Below are 25,152 nucleotides of genomic sequence, written 5' to 3' on the forward strand. Positions count from 1 at the left end.
CTAAGAAAAGTGAGCGGATCCAGGCGGTTAGAAGTCGGAGTATAAGTCTCCTTGGGTAGAAATTCCTGGTTCTGGAATTTTTACCCGAGGTGCTTATACGCAGGTTTCTGATTTGCGGGAAAATCTTAGTTTAATTTTTCCCAGAAGTTCTTATACGAAAGCCACTACTCCTACAGCCGTTCCACAAAATAATAATACACCGATAATATGTAAAAAGGCTGACCAAAAAGTTATATCTTGGGACAGCCTTGTTAATAATGATAAATTAAGTTGCATCGTTTGAGTCGTCTTCATTAGTTGAATTGACCGGCTGATGTTTGGTGACTTCAAACCAATTGATAAATGAATTTTCATAGTCAATGATTTTAAAGTCGAAGTTTTCAAATGAAATGACATCTCCGGCCTTGATATCTGGATAATTATCCAAGAAATAGCCGGCTAAAGTAACTGCGTCAGAGGTCGTAAACTCAGGAAAATCAGCGTCAAAGTAGCGCTCAAAGTCATGCGTTGTGAGTTTGCCGTTAACCTGGTAAGTACCATTTGGCTGCTTGAAAATATACTCGGTAAATGATGGATCAATTTCATCCCGCACGGTTCCAAATAATTCTTCGTAGATATCTTTATCGGTAATAATTCCGGATGTACCACCATACTCGTCAACCACGACTACAATTGGGGTACGTTTGTCGATCATTTGATGCAAAACATCAGTAATTGGGGTCATTTCCGGTGTTGTTGAAATGTCCCTTAATAACCGGTCAACTTTGATCGACGAATCGACTTGAGATTGGCGGATAAGATCGTAAACATACACGTAGCCGAGAATTTTATCTTTATTATTATCGGCAACAACCGGAATCCGACTAAACTTTTTCTGCAAGTATACTTGAACGGCTTGTTTAACGGTCGTCGTGATATCAATAACGACTAACTGGGTTCGGTCAATCATGATATCCCTGGCAACCTTATCGTTTAGTTGAAACGCTCGTTGCATATATAGGTAGTCATTTTGTTCCAACTGGCCACTTTTAACCGCGTTTCGTGATAGGTTAAGGATTTCAGCTTGTGAGAATGACTCGTCATTTTCGTTGGCAACTTGTAGCCCCAGCATTTTAACGATCCCGTTGGCGGAAATGTTCAGTAACCACACGAACGGGTAAAAGATAACATGGAAGTAATGCAGAGGTGTTGAAATGAAGCTCAATACCTTCAGTGGCATGTCAATACTGATGTTCTTTGGTATAATTTCAGTTAAAACAACTTCTAAGTAAGTTAAGATAATAATTCCGAGCACTGCGCCAACTGCATGGGCGGTGGTTGGATCAATCGGCGAGTTATGGATTTCCATGACGTCGACTAGGATTGTAACGACAAATGATTCACCTAAGTAACCTAAAATGATTCCGGCTAAGCTAACGCCCACTTGGGTTGTCGATAGATACTCGTTGAGATTGGTAACCATGTGAATTTCTCTATCAAGCTTTTTGATTCCTTTGGCTTTTTTACCCTTGCCTCGAATCAGATCCTTCTTACGTTCTTCCAGTGCACTGGCTCGTGTCTGAACCAGGGCAAACTCACTAGCAACAAAGAACGCTGCGAAGAAGAAAGTGACAATTACGATCAGTAGGTTAGTCAGTATCTGGCTATCTCCCAAAATTCAATTCCTCATTTCAAATATTAATATTAATACGAATCTTGTAAACTTCAGATTAACTCTAATTATACGCCCGAACAAGAGAATTTTTAAGTTATTTGCGGATTATTGAAAACTGGAGGTAACTTTTTTCTTAATTTTGACAGGAAACAGTGCTACGCTAGTAAGTAGATACAAGATAAGGGGATGTAGGTTTATGGCTGAAAAGGCTAAGGAAAGTGCAGCAGAGAAAAAAGCCGATCAAGCAGAACGAGAGACCGACAAGAAATTTGAGTATTCGGATGACGATGTTAAAAAAGCGGTTGACCTGATTGAACAAAAAGGTTACGTCACTAAAAAAGATTTCAAAGAAATGGATGACGACGATTGGACGAAGGGCTTTGCCGAAAGAATTGACAAGGTCTTCCAAAAGAGCGATGAAGATCCATATATTTACTTTGAAAAGTTTGACTTCGCTGGTGGTGACATTGATTCCATTATTTGGAATATGGATGTTATCAAGAGCAGGGATGATGCTTTGAAAGAGTTGTCGGAAGTGTTGGATAAGAAGATAGTAAGATAAGATAAGTGTGCGGAGAAAAGCGCTTAGCTGCGATCATATAAGGGGTTCATTCCTAAAATCCTGGTTTTGGATTTTAGGAATGAACCCCTTATATGTTTAGCAGCTGCTTTTCGGAGCACCATTCCACTAGGTAACGGCGGAAATCCTGGTTTTGGATTTTAGGGGTGAACCCTTTATATGTTTAGCACCTGCTTTTCGGAGCACCATTCCACTAGATAACGGCGGAAATCCTGGTTTTGGGATTTTAGAGGTAGGACCCTTTATATGTTCAGTAGCTGTTTTTCGAAAACAGAGACTTGTACCTAATCCCTCGTTATAAAAAGTCCAAAGCCATTCAGTCATTGTGCTGCTACATAGATTAGGACCGCTCCGCAAAGCAGAAGTCTGCACCTAAGCTACATCACGCAAAAATCCCAGGCCCGGGGATTTCTGCGTGATTCAACTTAGGCTCCGACTTCTAACCGCTTTGCTCCGCTCACTCTTTCTTAAATTTCCGCCAAACCGTACAAAAAAATGTGTTTTTGAGCCGTTATTTTGTACAATTGACATAAAGCGAGGTGTTGATCACGATGGCTGAGGTTAAGTTAACGGAAATTAGTGCTGACCACGGGCTTAGCGACGATCAGGTTACGCACCAAATTCAAACCGGCAACAAAAATACCGCGGAACAATCCTTGACTAGAAGTGTTAAGGAGATCTTTCGGGATAATATTTTTGCGCTGTTCAACTTGATTAACGTTATCCTGGGGGCGCTGGTGTTTTACACTGGCAGTTATAAAAACTTGCTGTTCCTTGGAATTGCCTTCTTCAACACCGCTATTGGGATTATTCAAGAAATTCGTTCCAAACGCCAAGTCGATAAAATGGTTTTACTGGCGGAGGGCAAGATTAACGTTATCCGTAATTCAAAAACGGTTGCGGTTCATTCCGAAGACATTGTTCTTGGCGACGTTATTTCACTGGGACGTGGGGATCAAATTCCGGTGGATGGCCGAGTGCTGGAGAGCCGGGGGATGGAAGTCGATGAATCACCAATTACCGGTGAGTCGGAAACAATCCTAAAAAATTCCGACGACCAGCTCACTTCAGGAACGTTTTTAGTTGGCGGTTCCGGTAAAATGTTGGTAACCAAGGTGGGGGCTGATACCTTTGTTAACCATCTTTCTAATGAAGCCAAACAGGGTGAAGATACTTCAAGCATTCTGTTGAATACGATTAACCGGATTATTAAAGTGCTGACCTACGTCATTATTCCATTAGGGATTATTTTATTCGTTGCCAAGCTGTACGGGGGCACAGGCATTAATCGAGCAATCTTAGGGTCAGTTGCCGCCATGATTGGGATGATCCCTGAAGGTTTGGTCTTACTAACATCAATGACGCTGGCGGTTTCCGCGATGCATTTGGCAAGAAAGAATACCCTCGTCCGGGATTTGCCGGCAATTGAGACTTTAGCCAGGGTAGATGTTATCTGTCTTGATAAGACGGGAACAATTACCAGTGGGGACCTAAAATTTGTCGACGCGATTCCAGTAATGGCGGGGATCACTAGTGATCAATTGAAACAAATTGCCGCTGGAATCACCTATAGTACGGGTGATAACAATGAGACGGCCAGGGCAATTACGGATGCAATTGAGAATCCGAAGTGGCCGGTCAAAACAATTGTGCCATTTTCATCAGAGCGAAAATGGAGTGGCGGCCAGTTTGAAGACAGGGACCAATATGTATTTGGGGCCCCACAATTTATTTTCAAGAATTTAACGGCATCGGTTAAAGAACAAATTACCAGTAACGCTAAAAAAGGGTATCGGGTACTAGCAATTGCAAAAGTTGATGATTTGAAGCCAGATCAGCCGTTGCGGAATCCACAGATGATGGGATTGGTTTTGATTTCAGACGTTATTCGGCCGAATGCTGCCAATACATTTCAATATTTCCGTAACCAAGGGGTTAACATCAAGGTGATTTCCGGTGATGATCCAACAACAGTCGCAACGATTGCCCAGACAGCAACAATCAAAGATGCCCAAAATGCAATTGATATGTCTACGGTGAAGGAGAACGCCGATTTTGGTAAAATTGCCCAAGAAAATACGGTCTTTGGTCGGGTGACTCCCGATCAAAAGAAACGGTTGATTAGTGCCTTGCAAGAACAAAAACACACGGTTGCGATGACCGGCGATGGGGTAAATGATTTATTGGCCCTTCGGCAGGCTGATTGTGGAATCGCAATGGCTTCTGGTAGTGAAAGCACCAAAAGTATTGCCGACTTTGTTCTCATCAACTCGAACTTTGATGCAATGATTGATGTTTTAAAGGAGGGCCGGCGAGTTATTAATAACATCGAGCGGGTTGCCTCCATGTACCTGATTAAAACAATGTATTCAGTTGCGTTATCGTTTATCTTTCTCTTTTTGGCAGTGGGTTATCCATTTGAACCAATTCAGTTAACACCAATCACGTCGTTAATGGTGGGGATCCCATCGTTCTTCTTAGCGTTGGAGCCTAATTTTTCACGGATTACTAATCAGTTCATGAAGCAGGTATTAATTGTTTCTACACCGGCGGCAATCTGTATTGTTGGCTACATTATCGTGATTGAAATCATGGGATCGCTATTCGGTATGCGTTACGAATTTACATCGACGTTGTGTGTCCTGCTAACCGGCGCGATCTGCTGGTTTGCGCTGGTGATGGTATCACGGCCGCTTAACCGCTTGAAGGCGGGGATGGACTTATTGGTTTTAGCCGCGTTCTTTGCCATCATCATCTTCTTTAATGACGTTTTCTCGCTGGTGTCATTTTTCGACAAGGATATTTGGCTGTATGCTGTCCCACTAATTGCGTCAGCGTACCCCCTTTATATGTTCCTTCAAGGAGTTATCTCAACGTTCCTAACTCAGCGGGAGAAGCGAAAACAGAAACGGCTCAAAGCAAAATAGTTAATAAATCAATTAAAGAGTCTTCACCAAACAACGATCAGGGTGCTGTCCTTCTTCAAAACGACGAAGAAGAATGGCCCTGGTCGTTAATTGTTTGGCAGGTGGAAGTTGGATAGTTTAATTTAAGCACCGATATCTAGTCTAATAAACTAGGTAATGTGATATAATAAAACCAAAGGAGTGATCTTATGAGCTACGACGAAAAACAATACCAGCAATGGGAACAGCGGCTTAAAAGCGTTGAGTTACCATTGTGGGCTGAATTACCCAACTTTTCGTTATACATGGACCAAATGACAGCTTTAGTGAACGATACGTTGGGGCCGATTGGGATTGATAAAGTGACGCCGGCAATGATCAATAATTACGTTAAACATAAGGCAATCATGGCTCCCGTAAAGAAAAAGTACCAGACGATGCAGATTGCTGATGTGATTTTGATTAGCTTATTGAAGCCGGCGTTTTCTTTGGAGGTTATCCGCCATGGGATTGATCAGGTGACCGCCAACATCTATCCGCAACAAGCCTATGATAGTTTCATCAAACACCTCATGTTTTCGTTTAAAAACATTGACGGCCAAAATAATGGGCGGGCAGTGGAGGAACGAAATCTCAATGATAAATTGATGCAGGTAGCCGTTAACGTCATTATTGATCGAATTCAATCTGAAAAATTATTGGAAATCATTGAAAAACCATTAACAAAAGTTGAGAAGTAGTGAAAGCGTTCACATATAAAAATGTGTAATCGCTTTCATTAAAGAGGGGACTGATTATCAGGCCCCTCTTTATGTATCCCTTGCATGAGTAGCGATGAGAAGCTAATGAAAATTATTGTGATTTTTTGAACAAAACTATTTACATTTGAAATAATCGTGATATTATTGAAATTGTGAAATTGATAACAAACATATTTTCATTGGAGGCAAGCAATGATTGAAAACAAAGTAGTTGAAAAGAAACAAGCAAAGACTGAAGGCAAGACCGATGTTGAAACAATGATTAACGGGTTGGTTTCAAAGGCACACAAAGCCCTTGAAATTATGGACTCATTTGATCAGGAAAAGGTCGACCACATTACCCACCAAATGGTAATGGCTGGTCAAGACAAGCATATGGAATTAGCCCAGATGGCTTATGAAGAAACTGGCCGTGGGGTTGCTGAAGATAAGGCAATCAAGAACATGTATGCCACCGAAGAGATTTGGCACAGTATTCGTAACCACAAGACCGTTGGGGTTATCAAGGATGATGAGGAGCGGCAATTAATCACCGTTGCTGAACCCTTGGGTGTTCTTGCAGGAATCACTCCCGTAACCAACCCAACTTCAACCGCATTGTTTAAGTCAATTATTGCGATGAAGACTAGAAACCCAATCATCTTTAGTTTTCATCCACAAGCTTTGAAATCGTCAATTGCGGCAGCTAGGATTGTTCGCGATGCTGCGATTGCTGCCGGCGCTCCAGAAGGCTGTATTCAATGGATTAGCGAACCAAGTATTGAAGCAACTGATAAATTAATTAATCATCCAGGCGTTGCCAGCACCTTGGCAACTGGTGGCCCAGGCATGGTTAAGGCCGCTTATTCTACTGGTAAGCCAGCTCTTGGCGTTGGCCCTGGTAACGGTCCTGTTTATATTGAAAAGACCGCAAACATCTTACGGGCAGTTAACGATTTGATCCTGTCAAAGACCTTTGATAACGGGATGATTTGTGCAACTGAAAACAGTGCTGTTATTGATACTGAAATTTATGACCAAGTTAAGGAACAGCTTGTTAAAAACGGTGTGTACTTCGTTCCTAAGAAGGAGCAGCAGAAGTTATCCGATACGATGTTTGATCCAAAACGTGGGAGTGTCCGCGGCCCAATTCCTGGTAAATCAGCTAAGCACATTGCTAAGCTTGCAGGAATCAAAGTGCCAGACAACACCAAAGTCCTTGCAGCAGAAGTAACGGGCGTTGGTCCTAAACAACCATTATCCGCAGAAAAGCTTTGCCCAGTAATCAGTGTTTACCGTGCTAAGACCCAAGCCGATGCGTTTGATATTTGTGAACAATTACTCAACTTTGGTGGCCTAGGTCACACTGCTGGTATCCAGACCATGGATGACGACGTTTCCCTTAAATTTGGGATTAAGATGAAAGCTGCCCGGGTCCTGGTTAACACACCAGGTGGGCTTGGCGGTCTCGGTAATCTTTACAATGAAATGACACCATCATTAACATTAGGAACCGGTTCATGGGGAGCTAACTCAATTTCTCACAATGTAACTGATTACGACCTACTAAACATTAAAACTATCGCAAAGAGACGAAATAATATGCAATGGATTAAGTTACCACGGGTATACTTCGAAAAAACATCAATTCGCTACCTTGATGACATGCCAGGCATCAACAAGGTATTCATCGTAACCACGCCAGGAATGGTTGAACATGGCTACGTTGACACCGTCTTAGATGAATTGAAACGGCGGCCAAATGAAATTGAATATTCATTGTTCTCAGACGTTGAAACCGACCCAACCACTGATACGGTTGAAAAGGGTGTTCGCCAGATGCGGGCATTCAAGCCAGATACAATTATTGCTTTGGGTGGTGGTTCACCACTAGATGCTGCCAAGAACATGTGGTTATTCTACGAAGATCCAAACACCAGCTTCTTTGGCGCAAAGCAGAAGTTCATTGATATCAGAAAACGGGCTTACCGTTTCCAGAAACCTCGTAAGGCCCAAATGATTGCCATCCCAACAACTTCCGGAACTGGTTCAGAAGTAACCCCATTCGCGGTTATCACTGATTCCAAGACCCACGTTAAGTACCCACTGGCTGACTATGCGTTGACCCCAGATGTTGCAATCGTTGACCCTCAATTCGTTGAAACCGTACCAAAGGGAACCGTTGCCGCATCAGGTTTGGATACCCTTTGCCATGGAATTGAATCATTTGTTTCAACGATGGCATCTGATTACACCCGACCATTGTCATTACAAGCCATTAAGTTGGTCTTTGATAACTTAACTAAGTCGTACAACGGTGACACCCATGCCCGTGAAGAAATGCACAATGCTGCAACACTCGCTGGAATGGCCTTTGGAAATGCCTTCTTAGGGATCACTCATTCAGTTGCTCACAAACTTGGTGGTGAATTTGGGATTACCCACGGAATCGCAATTGCAATCACGGTGCCACACGTTATTCGCTTCAATGCTAAATTACCTGAAAAGATTGCTGCATGGCCTAAGTACGAATACTTCCGTGCAAACAAGGACTATGCTCAAATTGCCCGTTACGTGGGTGTTGAAGGTAAGAATGATGAAGAATTGATCGAAGGATTGGTTCAGAAGTTCATCGAGTTAGCGCATTCAGTTGGCGTAACGATGAGCTTAAAGGCTCAGGGTGTTGATAAGACCAAGTTCGAAGCATCATTGGACCGGCTATCAACGTTAGCATACGAAGACCAATGCACCACTGCTAATCCAAAGGAACCATTGATTGCTGATCTCAAGCAAATTATGATTGATGATTACAATGGTACGAATGTAGAAAAGTAGTAGGGGATTCAAAATCCGAATAAAAAGGCAGTTTCGTTGAAATCCTAATTTAGGATTTAACGAGACTGCTTTTTTATAATGATTACAGGAATTATTATTGTATTGATCTTAAAAAATTAGTAGTTATTGAACCGATACTCACAGTTCAGAATTGCTTGGTGTTCCCTACTTAATTTAAATTAAAAAAGGCCCCTTATTTGACTCTGACTGATCAATCGGGTATCCTCTTTCTTAATTGAATGATCGTTCAATTAAGAAAGAGGATAAATAATGACAAAAATACATGATGAACAACTGAACACCGTATCTCAAGCAGCTGCAAAAACCTTAAAAACATTTCGATTTATGGATATTCCGAATTTTATTCCGATTTCAGATAAGCTGATACTTAAGATGCGCCGGCAATTCCAAGCTGGCGAAGATAAAGTTGAGATGGGCATAATTACGAACCATCACCTTAAGATTCAGGATGTTAAGTTTAACGGCGTAAGTGGTAAGCTGGTTTCATCGCCCACAACTGATTTCACTAAGGGCGTCATTTTTAACGTCCATGGTGGGGGCTTTGTAATGGGCACTGCTCGTGAACGAAATGTCTTATTAGCAGCAGCTGAAACAAGCCTACCCGTTTATTCCGTGGCGTACACCCTTGCTCCCGAGGCAGGTTCCAAGGTTGCCCTGGACGAAGTGTCCCGCTTTTATCAGGGATTGCTGGAAGAGATCGGGCAACGGAAATTATTTGGGATGGGAAGCTCCGCTGGTGCAAGTATCATTACCGCAGTTATTTTTAGGGCCCACCAACAACGGTTGCGGTTACCAGATGGGATGTTGTTGTTTGCGCCCGCACTTGATATTAGTGGGAATGGCGACAGCGCAGTGTTTAACAATCGGCGGGATGTCATGTCAGCTCATCTTGCCCTGCGGATGGCTCAAAAGTACATTCAGGATACCGATCCCAAATCACCAATGATTTCGCCAATCTATGGGGCCATTGGCAGCTGGTTTCCACCAACGTTTATGAGTAGTGGTACTCGTGATATCATGCTTAGTAACGTGCTGCGGTTTGCTGAAAAGCTAGGCGTTGCTGGGGTGCCATATCAGTATGTTATTAAAGAAGGAATGTGGCACGGCTTTCATTGGGAGGAAAATTTGCCTGAAGCAATTTCATCCCGTAAGCAGGCTTGGCAGTTTTTAAATCAGCTGAATGAATAGGAATGAGGTGGTCTGATGCGTGCACAGGACAAAGAGAAGCAGGAACGGATTTTATCGGGAACCAGTCACATTATTATGACGCAGGGGATCGCTGCGGTTTCCCTGAGTAAGATTGCTAAGGAAGCTGGGATTGCGCCTGGGACTTTATATACTTACTTTGACAATAAAGATGCGATGTTAAAAGCGCTTTATTTGGATCGAAAACAGAAAGTAGCCGAAGCGATTACCCAAATTAGCTTGGCTGGTGAGTTTGAACATGAGTTAGATCACTTTATGGACCTGGTTTATGAATACGGTAAAAAGCATTTGGAGGACTTCCTCCTTTTGCGGGAAATTACCCAGACGCCAATTTTAAAGACCCTTGGCGTTACCCATGAAGAATCTTATTCAGGTTATGAGAAACTTATGACATTTGTTTCACTGGGAGTTAAAAATGGCGCGTTTCTAGCTATTGATTACCAAGTGCTGATGGCATATGCATATACACCCGTTATTGAATACTTGTTAGCGATTAATAATGGGACTTTGAATTCAAAAACAGTCCCGTTTGAGATGATTAAGCAGCTATCAAAACGGGCAATCTTGAAATAGTAGTTTCTAAACGAGACGATAGGAGCAGTTTACACATGATAGAAGGACTACGGCAGATTCGTGAATTTGTAGAACAACAACTTGAATATGAAACAACGGGACACGATTACACGCACATTGAGCGGGTCGTTAAGTTGGCTAAGCTGATTTTGAAGGGTGAAGAAGCTGATGAACGGTTAGTGCTGATTGCCGCTTACCTGCATGATGTTAGCGATGATAAAGTCACCACTAATCCCGAAGAAAAGCGAAAAGCAATCACGAATAAGCTTAAAGAAATTGGCAGTGACGATTTATTCATCAAGAATGTGTTTGAAATTATCGATAACATGTCGTACAGCGCCAATCTTAAGACTCACCACAAATTGTCGATTGAAGGGCAGATTGTGCAAGACGCTGATCGCTTGGATGCGATTGGAGCGATTGGAATTGCCAGGACATTTTACTTTGGGGGCCACTTTGGTGAAATGATGTATAATCCAAAAATAATGCCCCGAAAGGATATGAACAAAGCAGAATATCGCAAACGGGGCACCGTGATTAATCATTTTTATGAAAAGCTATTAAAGCTTAAGGATCAAATGAATACTGAAACTGCTAAAAAGATTGCCAACCACCGTCAGCAAGTGATGCTTGAGTTCTTGAGCGAGTTTACGGATGAATGGAATGGCTTGAAATAGTTAAATGAGTCTGAAAAAGCCGTTGAAAAGTAATGAAATAACTAGATTAAATCCTGAAATAACGCTCAAGATAATTGTTAATTGAATAAGCCACCCAAAAAGGGATGTCCGAATTGGTAAGAATGAACTGATGAGGGCAACGATAATTAATAGGACGACGGCTTGCCACAATCCTTGCTTCGCATTCTGAAAGTCGGCGGTGCTTAGATCAAAGCCGCCAATGCAAATGTTGGCGGCGATGACGATGAAAATGAGCAGTCCCGGCCAATTGAAATCGGGGATGGTAATGGGTGCTGAAGTTGTTTGATCAGCTAAAGTAACGACTAATTCGTAACCGTTTGGCAGCAACCACCGGCAGGCTAACAGGATGGCACCGCAGCAGCCAAAAATTGGCGCAATGCCAATGAATAAGTTGCCCATATTCTGGTATATGTTCCGCTGATGCCAGGTGTGGTGAACATAACCGAGTGTCGGATTTTCACTAGAAGGGAACTTGATAAGGCGGAACTGGTTAATTTTGTGGCCGAAAAGAAGTGCAGTGATTAGGTGGCTAGCTTCATGAATCATAATTCCTAAGAAGCCAAAGTAGAGTTGGCCGTTGATCCCAAACCGCGTTGCAATATGTTGCTTGGTATTGCGGTTAATTAGTGAAAGCAACAGGATAAAAAGAAATGGTACTCCGATCACTAATCCGAGTACCAAGCCAATGTTTGTTAAAATTGTTGTCAGCATTTACCATCATTCCTTTATATCGGCAAATTGACCACCGACAAGATCAACTAGCTGCTGAGCATCCACCTTAACGGAGCGGCCAATTTGACCAGATGACACGATGATGTCACCCATTTTCTTCGCTTCTTGGTCGATGTAGATGGGATAATGAAATTTCTCCCAAATACCAATTGGTGTGTTGGCACCGTGCTGGTAGCCGGTTGTTTTGAGTAAGTCCTTTAGCGGCACCATGTTGACCTTCTTATTGCCAGACACTTTAGCAAGCTTTTTTTCGTCTAGGTGTTCGTCAACGGGGACTACGCCAACGACTGGTCCGGTCTTCTTGCCTTCTAATACTAAGGTTTTGAAGATCTGATGCTCATTTTGGTCGACATGATCGACGCTGATCTGCTCAACGTCTCCCTCTTTATGAGTTGGAAATGTCATCTGTTCAAACGGAATTTGATGCTTATCAAGGATCTGTTCAACTAATGTTTTGTGAACTTTTTTATTTTTCTTTTTTGCCATTTTGGATACACCTCAGGGATATTTTATCACATTGTGAAAATGAATTCTGTCTGAACAGAATGAAAATATCTGTTATACTCTAAAGATAATAGATCAATTGGACGATTTAATAAGGAGCAGCAATGACTGATTTAGTGTATCGTACCATCATGAAAGACTTAAAAGATCGGATTCAGGCTAATGAATTTGAATCCAAACGGCTCCCTGATGAACGGAGCTTGAGCGAATCGTATGGGGTTAGCCGAAGCTCGATTAAACGGGCGTTGAATGTATTAGCCAATCAGGGGATTATTTTCAAAAAGCGTGGTTCGGGGACATTTATTAATCCGCTATATCAAAAGAATCAGACGATCTTCCAATATGAAGGATCTAATTTGGGCGTTACTGATAGTTTTAAGAGTGACGGCCAGGTTCCCCAAATTAAGCTATTGGACTTCAAGGTGATCCCGGCGAGTGAAGAACTCCAGACGGAACTATTTCTGGATCCGGGCGAGTTTGTCTATCAAATTAAGCGATTGCGGTCGTTTGACGACAACCCGTTTATGATTGAAATGGGCTATATCCCAATCAGGGTAGCGCCAGAGCTAAATAGCGAACGAGTTGAGGGGTCGATTTTTAATTATTTTGAGGACGCGACCGGCAAATCAGTCACAAAGTCGTTCATGACAATCACCGCGGATCCATCAAGCAAAGAGGATCAGGAATTGCTGGGATTAAAGCCAGTAGAGCCAGTCGGTGTAATGGAAGGCATTTTCTTCCTGGATGATGGGACACCGTTTGAAGTCTCCAATATGAGGATTCATTATAAATATTTGAATTATAATACGTTTGTTAGTTTGGATGAAGATAGTTAGAGTGCGAATGCCCATCGGGAGTTCTCGGAGCCTAACTGGTAAATAGTCATTGAACGGTGGTTTTCCGTTCAGTGGCTATTTTCAGTTAGGTGCAGAGAACTGATGGGCTGAGCACGTTTCCACTAGGTTGCCAAGAACAAATCCAGGTTTTGAATTTTATTGGTGGCCTTTTACATGGTTTAGCATTAGCTTTTTAGAATACGTTTTAGCTAGGCCACCGAAGTGCATCACCAATTGAAAGCTATGAAGGCAGATCTCACCTTCACTCGAAACACCCAATGATTCAGCTTTGAACAAGCATTTTCAGTCGCTCTGAAAAACTTTTATTACAATTTCAATATATTGGTAGACTAATATTTTTATATCGTTCATAATGGCGGTAATGTGTAGCGTTTGAGAGCACAAAATATTGGACCGTATCAATTTGCAAAAAGGTTGACTTTTTACAAATATCGTTTAGTATTAGTGTTGTAAATTGATTAGATGTGAATCTGTCAATTTCTCGAACATTCTATACAGAACCTTTGTTGTTAAATCGAAGAAGGAGTGTTAATTAATGACAGTAGATTACGATTCCAAAGAATATTTGGAACTTGTTGACAAGTACTGGCGTGCCGCTAATTACCTTTCAGTAGGTCAATTGTTCTTACGCGACAATCCATTGCTTAAGAAGCCCCTTGAAGCCAAGGACGTTAAGGTTAAGCCTATTGGTCACTGGGGAACTATTGTATCCCAAAACCTTATCTATGCAGAATTGAACCGTGTTATTAACAAATACGATTTGAACATGTTCTACATTGAAGGATCAGGTCATGGTGGTCAAGTTATGGTTTCTAACTCATATCTTGATGGTAGTTATTCAGATATCTATCCAAACATCAGCCAAGACGAAAAAGGGATGGCTAAATTATTCAAGCAATTTTCATTCCCAGGTGGAGTTGCTTCCCATGCCGCACCAGAAACCCCAGGTTCAATCCATGAAGGTGGCGAACTTGGCTACTCACTTTCACATGGTACCGGTGCTATCTTAGACAACCCAGATGTAATCGCTGCTGTTGAAATTGGTGATGGTGAATCAGAGACTGGCCCATTGGCTGCATCATGGTTCTCTGACAAGTTCATCAACCCAATTACTGACGGTGCTGTTCTTCCTATTATTAACATGAACGGCTTTAAGATTTCTAACCCAACAATCCTTTCACGTATGAGTGACGAAGACTTAACAAGTTACTTTAAGGGAATGGGCTGGGATCCATACTTCGTTGAAGCTACTGCTGATACGGATCATGCCAAGGTTGAAGCAGAATTTGCTAAGACTCTTGACCATGTTATTGAAGAAATCAAGTCTATTCAAAAGAATGCTCGTGAAAACGAAACGCCAGATAACGTTAAGTTACCTAACTGGCCAATGATTATCTTCCGTTCACCTAAGGGCTGGACTGGTCCTAAGAAGGATCTCGATGGTAACCCTATCGAAGGTTCATTCCGTGCTCACCAAGTTCCAATTCCTGTTGCCGCAGGTTCAATGGAACACAAAGACTTACTGATTAACTGGTTGAAGTCATATAAGCCAGAAGAATTATTTGATGAAAATGGGACTGTTAAACCAGAAATCCGCGAAGTTGCCCCTAAGGGTGACCAACGGATGTCAGTTAACCCAATCACTAATGGTGGTATCAAGCCAGAACCATTGAAGCTTCCTAACGTTCGCGACTTTGAAGTTAAATTCGATCGTGGTGTCACTCAGAAGCAAGATATGATTGAATGGTCAAACTGGTTGGAAAAAGTTGCTGAACTTAACCCAACTAGCTTCCGTGGATTCGGTCCTGATGAAACTAAGTCAAACCGTCTTTACAGCTTACTTGATGACTCTAAGCGTCAATGGATGGAAGATATTCACGAACCATTTGATGAAGATCTTTCAAACCATGGCCGTGTGATTGATTCACAACTTTCAGAACACCAAGCAGAAGGTTGGCTTGAAGGTTATGTATTGACTGGTCGTCATGGATTCTTTGCTACTTACGAATCATTTGGCCGTGTTGTTGATTCAATGTTGACTCAACACATGAAGTGGTTACGTAAGGCTTCAGAACAATACTGGAGAAAGCAATATCCTTCATTGAACTTTGTTGATACTTCAACAGTATTCCAGCAAGATCACAATGGTTATACCCACCAAGATCCAGGTATGTTAACTCACTTAGCTGAGAAGAAGCCTGAATTCATCCGTGAGTATTTGCCAGCTGATGCTAACACCTTGTTAGCTGTTGGTGATGTTGCATTCAGAACTTACGAAAAGATCAACTTAATCGTTACTTCAAAGCACCCACGTCGTCAATGGTACACAATGGATGAAGCTCAAAACCTCGTTAAGAATGGTCTTGGCTACATCGATTGGGCATCAACTGACCAAGGTCAAGAACCAGATGTTGTTTTTGCTGCCGCAGGTTCAGAACCTAACTTGGAAGCATTGGCTGCTATCTCAATCTTGAACAAGGAATTCCCAGAAATGAAGATCCGATACATCAACGTTGTTGATCTATTGAAGCTTCGTTCACCAAAGGTTGACCCTCGTGGCTTGAGCGACGAAGACTTTGACAACTTGTTCACTACTGACAAGCCAGTTATCTTCGCATTCCATGGCTTCGAAGGCTTGATCAAAGATATCTTCTTCGATCGTCATAACCATAACTTACACGTTCATGGTTACCGTGAAAACGGTGATATCACGACACCATTTGACATGCGTGTCTTGAACCAATTGGATCGTTTCAACCTTGCTAAGGAAGCTGTTCAAGATATTCCAGCTTACACGATCAAGGGTGGTTACTTCATCCAACGTATGAACGATACGATTGATAAGCACAATGCTTACATTCGTCAAGAAGGTACTGATCTTCCAGAAGTTGTTGACTGGAAATGGGAAGGCCTTAAGAAGTAATTCAATTAACTAATTAAATTACTAATACTAAAGGATCAAGAAATTCAATTTGGATTTCTTGATCCTTTTTGTGCGTATTTTAACGCTTAAGTCTTGATGGATGATTACGGAGACTAAATCAACTATAATAACTAATACAAGGGAGGCTTAATGAAAACTATGGAAATTTCACAAACTGATTTTGATATCTTAGATGCAATTCAAACGGGGCGGGTTGGTTCTGGAACACTGATCAACCACTTCGTCGACTACTGTGACAATGCGATTGGTGGGCACCCACAACCATTGATCGATGCCGGTCTCATTGAAAGCGATGGCCGGACTGTCGATGGCTTGACTGACGCGGGTTTAGCGGCTTGGAAAGACTATAAAGCTAAGCATGAATCAGACGATTAATTAATGATATAAAAAGTGAGCGGAGCAAAACGATTAGAAGTCGGAGTATAAGTCTCCTCGGGTGGGAATTCCGGGTTTTGGAATTTTCACCCGAGGTGCTTATGTGCAGACTTCTGTTTTGTGCAGCTGTCCCATAAAAAATGAGTCCGTTAAGATTGCCGTTATTGGCGATTTTAGCGGACTCATTTTTGGGTCTAGGGGCAGACTAATTTGCTAGGATAATTGCTTTAACTTAAATTGACCAGTATCTTCAAAGAATTTGCCGATTTGTAGTAACAAATCTTCTCGTCCCTTTCGAGCTATGAACTGAATGCCCAATGGTAGCCCATTTTTACCAACATAGGTAGGGAGACTAATAGCTGGTTGACCAGAAATATTAGCCAGTTGGGTAAACGGTGATAGTGTCAAGGCCGGTAACCACTGGTCCCAAATGAGTTGTAGCTGGTCCTGTGGTGAATAATCAGTAATATGGATAAGCTTAGCCATATTTTCGTCAGAAACTAACTGCTGATCGACCCGAGGAGCTTGGTGAGCAGTTGTTGGGGTCAGATACAAATCAAACGCCTGCTGGAATTCATCCATGTCACTTTCGATACTGTCCCAGGTACTTAAAGCCTGACTGTATTGAACGGCGGTTATTGAACGGCCAGTGACGGCTAGCGCCCAAGTTAGCGGTTCGACGTTTTCCTTGATGGTTTGATCGCTAAGATGCATATTGGCAAATAAAGTGGCCGTTTCACCCGCATTCATAACGTAATAACTACGCATAAGAGCGATGCCATCAATTGGTGCATCAGCTGGTTCCACGTTAAATCCCGCTGCCTTAAGAACTTGGACTGCATTTAAAACGGCTTCCTTAGCTTCTTCAGACACTGGGGTACCAACGGGCGATTCAGTTGTGTAGGCGATATTTAAATTCTTAGGTAAATTAGCTAGTGATTCGGCAAACTTGATGTCAGGCCTTGGTACCTGGAATGGTGCGGCCATTTGAACAGTGGTCAAAGCATCTAGGAGAGTAGCGGTGTCGGTGATATCACGGGTAATGGCAAAGTTAATCGAGGCGCCTTGCCAGCCGCGCTATTCGATTGGCCCAGCTGGTACTCGTCCGCGGGTTGGTTTTAAACCGATTGTCCCTGAAAACGAAGATGGAATTCGGATCGAACCGCCACCGTCATTACCACCTGCAATTGGCAACCAGGCACCACCAACCGCTGCAGCTGACCCGCCCGAAGAGCCGCCGGGTTGAAAATCTGTGTTCCAGGGATTATGGGCGTCACCATATAGCATGGCGTCAGTCACGTTTTTGAAGCCAAACTCTGGCGCGTTAGTTTCACCCACGGGAATTAGGCCGGCATTGATGAGTGCTTTAACAAAATTATGGGTAAAAGTAGCTTTGTGATCCTTCAATAACGCCGAGCTACCTGTATCTGGTTCGTCTTTAAATGATTGACCGAGTCCCTTGAGTAAAATTGGAATCCCAGCAAAGGGTTGACCCGTATCGCGGAATTGTTGGGCCATTTTAAGCGCTCGATCAGACCATAAACTGGTTACGGCGTTTAATTGTGAGTTTTTTGAATTAATTGTTTCAACCAATTCTTGTACCAGATCAGTTCGGTCAATTTGGTTTGATCGAATCAGTTTTGATAATTCAGTTGCGGAATGGGTTGCTAAGTAGTTGTCAGCCATTGGAAACTCCTTTCTATGCAGAGGTGAAAAGCAGTCACATCTTAAATGAGACGGGTTTTGAAGTCACGGAAATGTTTCGGTATTGGGGCAGTTACCGTTTTGAGCGCCTTCGTAAATGGTAGGGGAAGTTGAAGCTGCCACGAATGCAGTAACAAGACCGGGCTTGCATCAGTTGAATTATACAGCGGATCGCCAACAAGGGGGTGACCAATGGCTTTAAAATGGACCCGAATTTGGTGGGTTCGGCCAGTGTCCAGTTGGATTTGAGCTAACGAATAGCCCCTAACCTCTTTAATAACCTGGTAATGGGTGACTGCAGGAGCGCTGTTTATCCCATCGATTTTTCGTTTTCGTTTATCTTCAGGGTCGCGGCCAATTCGTAAATTAATCGTTCCGTTTGTGGGGAGCCCAATGCCTTGAACCCAGGCTAAATAAGTCCGCCGAATTTGTTTTTCGCGGATATTAGCGACCAGGATGGGGACAACAACCGGATTCTTTGCGAAGATAATCGCCCCACTCGTTTCCTGATCAAGCCGGTGAATCATGTAGGGGACGGTTTGCTCGGACTGTAAATAGGCTGCCAAGTGATTGATTGTTGCCCCGACTTCGCCTGGTTGATTGGGGTGCGTTTTATCGCCCCGCCGTTTGTTTACAACGACTAAGTTAGCATCCTCGAATAAAATACTGACAGTAGCTGCCGAATCTGGTTGAACTTGTGGGAATGGCTTTACAAAATCGGCCGGAATAAACGTTAGCTGAACGTGGTCATTGGCATTTACGGCGAAGTTGACTGGGCGATAACTGCCATTGACGAGAACCCGCTTGGCGTGACGGATGCTATAAACTAAGTGCTTTGGCAGCTGCCAATAGTCGCCTAGAAGTGATTTGAGCGGTTGACCATCAAGCGAGGAAGGAACGATTTCGTTAAATTGCCATTTGGTGGGTGTGTTCATGGAATTTTCCTTTCGAACTAAAAGAGGGGGGATATTGAGTGAATTGGGATTATTTTGTTGTATCACTCACATGTTGATTAAGCTGCGATAAACGGTCAATTTCCGTTACTAATTGAAAAATGCAATTACCCCAAACCAGGATAACTGCATTTCCGCTAAATTCTAAGATCTAAACGTTGGTTGTCTAGGTTTCCTAGAACGATCGATTTTATTTTTGCGTCTTTTTCTTAACGTCCTTGGATCTGACAATCAAAACATCGCACTTCGATGTTCTGGTGACATAGCTGGTAACGGAACCGATGATTAAGCGCTCAACGGCACTTAGCCCAGTTGATCCCATGACAATGATATCGGTGCCATGATCACTTGGAAATTCGCGGGCGATAATTGGCTTAGGATTACCAAAACGGATATGGATATCCACGTCCTTAACGCCAGCGTCTTCAGCTTCTTTTTTCATTTCCTTGAGTTTATTCTCAGTGTTTTCAGTTAATTTGAAAACAACGTCACCGCTTACGGCACTTCCGTAAGTTTGGTTAAATTGATTAACCTCCAAAATATTCAGAATATCTAGATGGGCATCATTAACCTTAGCGACCTCAATGGCGCGATGAAGCACATGCTCAGTGACGGCAGAACCATCAACGGGCACCAGGACGTTTTGATATTTTTGTTCTTGCATATTTATCACCCCGTAATCGATTTGTAACTACTTAAACTATAACATTCTCTGGTGAAAATGTAAGTAAAAATAAGTGAGCGGAGCAAAGCGGTTAGAAGTCGGAGTGTAAGTCTCCTCAAGCAGAAATCCCCGGGGTTTGGGGATTTTTGCTTGAGGTGCTTACATGCAGACTTCTGCTTTGAGGAGCGGTCCTAATCTAAGTAAATAAAGAAGTTTAGTTCTTTACCTCATGAAGTAATTATATCCTATGTAAATGAAAAAGCTGAGTTACAGTGTGCGATAGCTGTATGTAAATTTTGATCGGATACCCCGAATTCAAACAACAAGCACTTGTTTGCCTGCTAGCCATCCTAAAAGCCCGGCAATTTCTGCATGTGATTGAAATCGCTTACTTTTGGTGCTAACATTCTCTTTGAGTCAAATAATGAAAAGAGGGTTTTTAAATATGTATTATTACGTCATGAAGTCAAATGATATTCGAAGAAACCTTGCTGCTGAACAGTATTTAATGAATGAAATCCAATTTGATGAACCATTATTACTATTTTATATTGAAGGCCCATGTATTATTGTCGGTCGTAATCAGAATACGCTTGAAGAAATTAATAAGAAGTACGTTGATGAGCATGGAATCGTTGTGACCCGGCGGCTTTCCGGCGGTGGCGCGGTTTACCAGGACCTTGGTAATTTGTGCTTTAGCTTCGTTGTTGATAGTGACAGTGAAGAATTTGGTGACTTTAAGTCATTTGTTCAACCAATCGTTGACGCCTTACATGATATGGGGGCAACCAGTGTTGAGGTCAGTGGCAGAAACGATATTTTGGTTGATGGCAAAAAGTTCTCCGGCAACGCGATGTATACGAAGAATGGCAAGACATTCTCCCATGGAACCTTGATGCTAGATGTTGATTTGTCAGTGATTCCAAATGCCCTGGATGTACCAGAAGATAAAATTAAGTCTAAGGGAATCAAGTCAGTTCGTTCTCGGGTAACGAATTTAAAGCCATATCTAGCACCTAAATATCAGAACTTGACCACGCCAGAGTTCCGTGATCGTTTACTGAAAGAATTATTCCACGTTGAGAATTTAGCCGACATTAAGGATAAGGAATACCAATTAACCTCAGCCGATGAGGATGGTATTAATAAGATTTTTGATGATTACTATAACAATTGGAATTGGGTATATGGGAACTCACCAGAATTTACCGTTAAGAAGCGCCAGCACTTTACCAATGGGACAATCGACGCCCGGCTGCAAGTCGACGATGGGAAGATCACCAATATCAAGTTCTATGGTGACTTCTTTGGGCCTCAAGATGCTGGTGAAGTTGCGAATAAGCTTAAAGGAATTCGATATGAACGTCAAGATATTGAACAGGCATTAAGCGATGTCGATACTAACCAGTATTTCACGGGAATTCCGAAGGCTGATATTATTGCCATGTTAACTGATTAAGACTATTAACGAGCATTAATTGAAGATATCAGAAAGTTACCACAACTTAACTTTCTTAATGTAACTAAATAAGTTAAACTGATTATGGTAAGTAAAAGGATAAAATTCACAAATGAATTTATCCTTTTTTCTTTGAAATTTTGAAAGATAGGGGATCAGATGAAAGAAGAGGAAAAAAAGGTTGTTTGGTGGGCGGTTGCGTCGCTATTATTATTTCTGATAGTTAATTGGCTGATGGTTCTGCCAGTGATGAAGTTACACCAAACTGCCCAAGTATCAGAGGCCATCCAGGTAACCTATATTGCGATTATTTTTTACGCGGCGACAATTATTTTGGCATTATTGAAGGTTAGGATTAGCTACTATCTCCTGGCTGCGGTGGTTGCCATATATACCGTTGGCTTCGTGGGGATGATTGTGACCATGCTAAATGGCAGTGGTGCTAATATCATAATTAGAGTACTAATGGTCGTAATTGCTGGCTTGGGAATTTTTGTTAATATCTATTGGTTTATAATTGCATATCGAATGCGAGTGGTACTGCAGAAAGGCCGCCGCGAGAAGCAGGCTGAAAAACTCAGGGATTTTAAAAAGTAGGTGAAAATAAATGCAAAGAGATGTTGCGGATTTTATTGAAGACGTCACGAATGAAAAAATAGCTGGTAAATCCTTTACGGGGAAAACGGCTGCGATTGTTAAAGATCCGGCTAAGGTGATGCAGCCGGTGTATGATTTTGTTGAAGAACAGCTTAATTTAGGCAAGTTAGGTTACGGTGAGCTCAAAGTGAGCGATGCTGACGCCGTGATTAGGCTGGAAACTAATTTGATTAATTTGCCGCTACAGGAGCCGACCCGGATTTCCAAAATGATTTCTGATCAAGAACAGTTGCCAGTTAACGTCTATTTGGTTATGACATCACCACACGTTAACCAGTCTGGGTTGCGGATCGATGAAGTGGCGAGCGCAGACGATTTCATTGGTCACGTTGGTGATTATGCCAAGACTATGAATGATTGGGTGGCAGAAAAATTGGCGGCTGTTCAAGAAAATATCGCTAAACAGGCCGAAACGGAAGCTAAGGAAGCTGAAAATAAGCCCAAGAAAGCGAAGCCTAAGTCTAAAAAGTAATTGAAAAGATCCGTAAAATGTGGCATACTAGTTATATGCGATGAGTCGAGAGACCACACAGCAATTTGCTGTTCGCGCAAGCGACTAAGGTGGTATTTTGAGCGGGACACATTTTAAGCACGGATTTGTGGTGTCTGACTTCGATGGATTGTGGAGTCTAAGAAGTCCATTCATAGTAATATGAGTGCCGTATGAAAGGATTAGCTGAGTTTATCTTAGCTAATCCTTTTTTCATACATATAAATAATTATTAGATTATGGGGCAAGGCGGGGACAAAAGTTTCAGTCAACAAAAAGACTTCGGAAATTTGAGGTATCTAACTAGTATGATTAGTCAAAACGCAATTCAAGGCTTTGAGGTCTCTGATGGTCAAAGTATTACGCAGCAAAACCGAATTTACCAGTTTGATAAGCCCATATTTGGTTAATGACGCATAAGCTGGATATATCCAGAAAGGAAGGCTAGGTTTTTGAGCTGTATTCCCAAAGTTAAAGTGAAAACCCTTATACCTAGTCTTTTTGCTACTTAGTCATTGGTGGCAATAGTTCGATCATAATAATTCCATAAAAAATACTATTCTTTGGAAATGCGTAAGCGCCAATCGACCAACCAGAAAAATCAGAAAACGTTTTATGATCAGCTTTCAAATCCTTTTGAAGCCAATCCCTTTCAAACTTTAAGAAACTAACCTTATTTTGTCGAAGCTGATTATATGCGCCAGGTGCCGCTGTGTAAGTGGAAAATCCGCCAGCCTTCTTTTGCTTTTCAGCACCTAAGACTGCCCCTTCATATTCATAGTAGGTATCGCCTGGTTCAGTAGTATTGACCGCATGAATATAGTATTCAGCCACTTGTTGTAACTGCTTATCCGGAGTGGTACCTGGAAATAAATTGATTAATGATTGGTTTAATTTTGAATCAATTAAACCAGTCGGATAGGTTCCTTTAGTTAATGCTCCTTTGGTGAGGTAACCTTTCCCAATGTAGCCACTCATACTCTTTTTTGCGTTAGTCACTTTATAAAAGATGCCAGTTTTATGACCATTACTCATTTTTAGCGATTTTGAAACGTACCAAGTCGTTACTGGCCAGTGAGCCAGACGATGTTGTCGTTTTGTGAGGTTCGCATTCCATAGGTAAGCATGGCTACTTTGACCGTTCCAATGATACGGAACATTTTTATAAGTCTTACTTTTAATAGAAGTGTATACTCCCGTGGCGTATGCTGGATAAGATTGAGCAACAAATCCAAGACCACAGGTTAAAACACCGGCCAACAAACCGGTCATTAACTTATTCATCACGTTACATCTCCTCGTGGATAATTTAAACCTAAGTCTATACTTGGTGGTGAATATAAGGTAAATAAGCTTGAAAACCACCGTCCTTTACAATAAAAAGTGATGATTAAAGAGGCCATTATAAATGAAAAAATGACTAATGTCCTGGCATTGTTTTAACAGGATTCTTAAAGGGCAATAACTGAATTAGTCACCGTAATTCGCATCATTTTGAGGTGTTGTGAAGTAACTGGCACCACCAACCGTGTACAGACTAGCCCACATTGCATAGACTTTACCGGAATACTGGTATGGCGTATGTTGATTCTTGAGGGTTAAACGATAATGATACTTTCCCTTATTTAAGTGAGTGGCTTTAACACCCTTCAGCTTGTTTTGATAATACAGAAAAGTCTTAGATCCTTTTTTTAGTGTGTGCTGGATCTTAACGTACGACGTTGTTTTTTGAACATACTGCCAATTGAGGGCACCATCTGCCAAGGGCTCTTTACGATACTTGTAAAATTCTAGATAGCCATCTGATGTAAGCTTTAATGCATTACTAGTAAAATTGGGCTTGTAATAATAGTTAGCAGCCCGCTTTTCAAATGTCCTTATCCCACCAGCATAAAGAATATTCTCCCCATATGGTAGTGTATAGGCTGGGCGCTTTACCCGAGTATACTTACTTGGATAGTATGAAAGTAATATTGGCACAAACTTGTACGGTTTCGTAAATCCCAATCGCTTTTTCAAAGCATAGCTGAGATCAATGTGATTTGTAATAAGGGCCTTGCCACTCTTTGCTTTACTGCCACTATCTATGCTTACCACGGCAGATAGGATTGTCCCCTTTGGCAGAACAATCTTTTCACCATAAAAGTTAAATTTGGTATTTTGATTAAGTCGATAATATGATGATTTTAAGCCGATTTTATTGATATAACGACTGCTAACTCGATGCAGCCCCTTTTCACTCGCTAACGTAGGCGTATTAAAGGAAGCTAAAGAGCCTGCTACGATCAGTAGCGTTAAAAATAAGATTGAAATAGGTCGCTTTTTCATAATAGAGTTCCTTTCATCCATTCACAATTGTTTTAAGGTAGATTGTAAAATTAATCCGAACGCTGTTCGGGCAAAAAAGATCAGCTTCCTTTAAAATGGTGTTTACCACAAACCCATCTTTTAGGAGCTGATCTTTTGTCTAGTATAACCTATTCCGAACGAATTAAAATCGAAACCTTTTGTGAACTAGGGCTGTCCAATATCCAAATGGGCGTTCGGCTGAACCGATCACCGTCAACAATTTCTTATGAATTATCTCGATGTCAACCTTA

The 25,152-nt window shown here is 41.9% G+C and carries 21 protein-coding genes and 1 pseudogene; 14 read left to right on the forward strand and 8 right to left on the reverse strand.

Annotation, left to right across the window (positions count from 1 at the left end; all coding sequences use genetic code 11):
- Positions 1-265: 265 nt before the first annotated feature.
- Entirely contained in the window at positions 266-1,654 is a 1,389-nt protein-coding gene (locus FC98_RS10380) for a hemolysin family protein (RefSeq protein ID WP_056949535.1), read from the reverse strand.
- Positions 1,655-1,850: 196 nt separating this feature from the next.
- Between FC98_RS10380 and FC98_RS10385 the strand changes: the two genes are divergently transcribed.
- From FC98_RS10385 to FC98_RS10415, 7 genes are all read left to right on the forward strand, one after another.
- Entirely contained in the window at positions 1,851-2,216 is a 366-nt protein-coding gene (locus FC98_RS10385; RefSeq protein ID WP_008855359.1) for a hypothetical protein, read from the forward strand.
- 569 nt (positions 2,217-2,785) lie between these two features.
- A complete protein-coding gene (locus tag FC98_RS10390; RefSeq protein WP_056949536.1) occupies positions 2,786-5,161 on the forward strand; it encodes a cation-translocating P-type ATPase in 2,376 nt (791 codons plus the stop codon).
- Positions 5,162-5,349: 188 nt separating this feature from the next.
- Positions 5,350-5,880 (forward strand): DUF1836 domain-containing protein, encoded by a 531-nt coding sequence (locus tag FC98_RS10395; protein WP_008855363.1) that lies wholly within the window; start codon positions 5,350-5,352, stop codon positions 5,878-5,880.
- A gap of 213 nt (positions 5,881-6,093) precedes the next feature.
- Positions 6,094-8,715, forward strand: a complete 2,622-nt coding sequence (gene adhE / locus FC98_RS10400) for a bifunctional acetaldehyde-CoA/alcohol dehydrogenase (RefSeq protein ID WP_056949537.1) — start codon at positions 6,094-6,096, stop codon at positions 8,713-8,715.
- Between the two features lie 270 nt (positions 8,716-8,985).
- A complete protein-coding gene (locus FC98_RS10405) occupies positions 8,986-9,924 on the forward strand; it encodes an alpha/beta hydrolase fold domain-containing protein (RefSeq protein ID WP_008855365.1) in 939 nt (312 codons plus the stop codon).
- 15 nt (positions 9,925-9,939) lie between these two features.
- Positions 9,940-10,515 (forward strand): TetR/AcrR family transcriptional regulator, encoded by a 576-nt coding sequence (locus FC98_RS10410; RefSeq protein WP_054655888.1) that lies wholly within the window; start codon positions 9,940-9,942, stop codon positions 10,513-10,515.
- Positions 10,516-10,550: 35 nt separating this feature from the next.
- Positions 10,551-11,192, forward strand: coding sequence for an HD domain-containing protein (locus tag FC98_RS10415; protein ID WP_008855367.1), 642 nt, complete (start codon positions 10,551-10,553; stop codon positions 11,190-11,192).
- Here FC98_RS10415 and FC98_RS10420 read toward each other — a convergent pair whose 3' ends face one another.
- On the reverse strand, positions 11,193-11,924 hold the full coding sequence (locus FC98_RS10420; protein WP_008855368.1) for a hypothetical protein: 732 nt from the start codon (positions 11,922-11,924) through the stop codon (positions 11,193-11,195). It abuts the gene before it with no gap.
- Between the two features lie 6 nt (positions 11,925-11,930).
- The gene (gene ybaK, locus FC98_RS10425) at positions 11,931-12,431 is read right to left on the reverse strand and encodes a Cys-tRNA(Pro) deacylase (RefSeq protein WP_056949538.1); all 501 of its coding nucleotides are present in this window, start codon (positions 12,429-12,431) and stop codon (positions 11,931-11,933) included.
- A 122-nt stretch (positions 12,432-12,553) separates the two neighbouring features.
- On the opposite strand from ybaK, the gene FC98_RS10430 reads away from it, so the two are divergent.
- From FC98_RS10430 to FC98_RS10440, 3 genes are all read left to right on the forward strand, one after another.
- On the forward strand, positions 12,554-13,285 hold the full coding sequence (locus FC98_RS10430) for a GntR family transcriptional regulator (protein ID WP_056949539.1): 732 nt from the start codon (positions 12,554-12,556) through the stop codon (positions 13,283-13,285).
- Between the two features lie 556 nt (positions 13,286-13,841).
- Positions 13,842-16,229 carry a phosphoketolase family protein gene (locus FC98_RS10435; protein ID WP_008855371.1) on the forward strand — a complete coding sequence of 796 codons (2,388 nt, stop codon included), beginning with the start codon at positions 13,842-13,844 and terminating at the stop codon, positions 16,227-16,229.
- Positions 16,230-16,379: 150 nt separating this feature from the next.
- Positions 16,380-16,625 carry a hypothetical protein gene (locus FC98_RS10440; protein WP_008855372.1) on the forward strand — a complete coding sequence of 82 codons (246 nt, stop codon included), beginning with the start codon at positions 16,380-16,382 and terminating at the stop codon, positions 16,623-16,625.
- Between the two features lie 213 nt (positions 16,626-16,838).
- On the opposite strand, the pseudogene FC98_RS10445 reads toward FC98_RS10440, so the two are convergent.
- The 3 genes and pseudogenes from FC98_RS10445 to FC98_RS10455 form a co-directional block, all read right to left on the reverse strand.
- Positions 16,839-18,311: pseudogene (locus FC98_RS10445) on the reverse strand (amidase family protein).
- Between the two features lie 41 nt (positions 18,312-18,352).
- The gene (locus tag FC98_RS10450) at positions 18,353-19,264 is read right to left on the reverse strand and encodes an RluA family pseudouridine synthase (protein ID WP_054655890.1); all 912 of its coding nucleotides are present in this window, start codon (positions 19,262-19,264) and stop codon (positions 18,353-18,355) included.
- Positions 19,265-19,472: 208 nt separating this feature from the next.
- Positions 19,473-19,946, reverse strand: coding sequence for a universal stress protein (locus tag FC98_RS10455; RefSeq protein WP_008855375.1), 474 nt, complete (start codon positions 19,944-19,946; stop codon positions 19,473-19,475).
- A 445-nt stretch (positions 19,947-20,391) separates the two neighbouring features.
- On the opposite strand from FC98_RS10455, the gene FC98_RS10460 reads away from it, so the two are divergent.
- The 3 genes from FC98_RS10460 (at position 20,392) to FC98_RS10470 (ending at position 22,534) form a co-directional block, all read left to right on the forward strand.
- Positions 20,392-21,405 carry a lipoate--protein ligase gene (locus FC98_RS10460; protein ID WP_054655892.1) on the forward strand — a complete coding sequence of 338 codons (1,014 nt, stop codon included), beginning with the start codon at positions 20,392-20,394 and terminating at the stop codon, positions 21,403-21,405.
- A 159-nt stretch (positions 21,406-21,564) separates the two neighbouring features.
- Positions 21,565-22,002, forward strand: a complete 438-nt coding sequence (locus FC98_RS10465) for a hypothetical protein (RefSeq protein WP_056949540.1) — start codon at positions 21,565-21,567, stop codon at positions 22,000-22,002.
- Between the two features lie 10 nt (positions 22,003-22,012).
- On the forward strand, positions 22,013-22,534 hold the full coding sequence (locus tag FC98_RS10470) for a hypothetical protein (RefSeq protein ID WP_008855378.1): 522 nt from the start codon (positions 22,013-22,015) through the stop codon (positions 22,532-22,534).
- Positions 22,535-23,056: 522 nt separating this feature from the next.
- Here FC98_RS10470 and FC98_RS10475 read toward each other — a convergent pair.
- Positions 23,057-23,836 carry a hypothetical protein gene (locus tag FC98_RS10475; RefSeq protein ID WP_054655894.1) on the reverse strand — a complete coding sequence of 260 codons (780 nt, stop codon included), beginning with the start codon at positions 23,834-23,836 and terminating at the stop codon, positions 23,057-23,059.
- Positions 23,837-24,022: 186 nt separating this feature from the next.
- Positions 24,023-24,880, reverse strand: coding sequence for a hypothetical protein (locus FC98_RS10480; protein WP_235803615.1), 858 nt, complete (start codon positions 24,878-24,880; stop codon positions 24,023-24,025).
- Between the two features lie 135 nt (positions 24,881-25,015).
- On the opposite strand from FC98_RS10480, the gene FC98_RS14340 reads away from it, so the two are divergent.
- Positions 25,016-25,152 (forward strand): helix-turn-helix domain-containing protein (locus FC98_RS14340; protein WP_143448119.1); only part of this gene is annotated, 137 nt, incomplete at its 3' end.

The organism is Lentilactobacillus kisonensis DSM 19906 = JCM 15041, from assembly GCF_001434135.1.
Taxonomy (GTDB): domain Bacteria; phylum Bacillota; class Bacilli; order Lactobacillales; family Lactobacillaceae; genus Lentilactobacillus; species Lentilactobacillus kisonensis.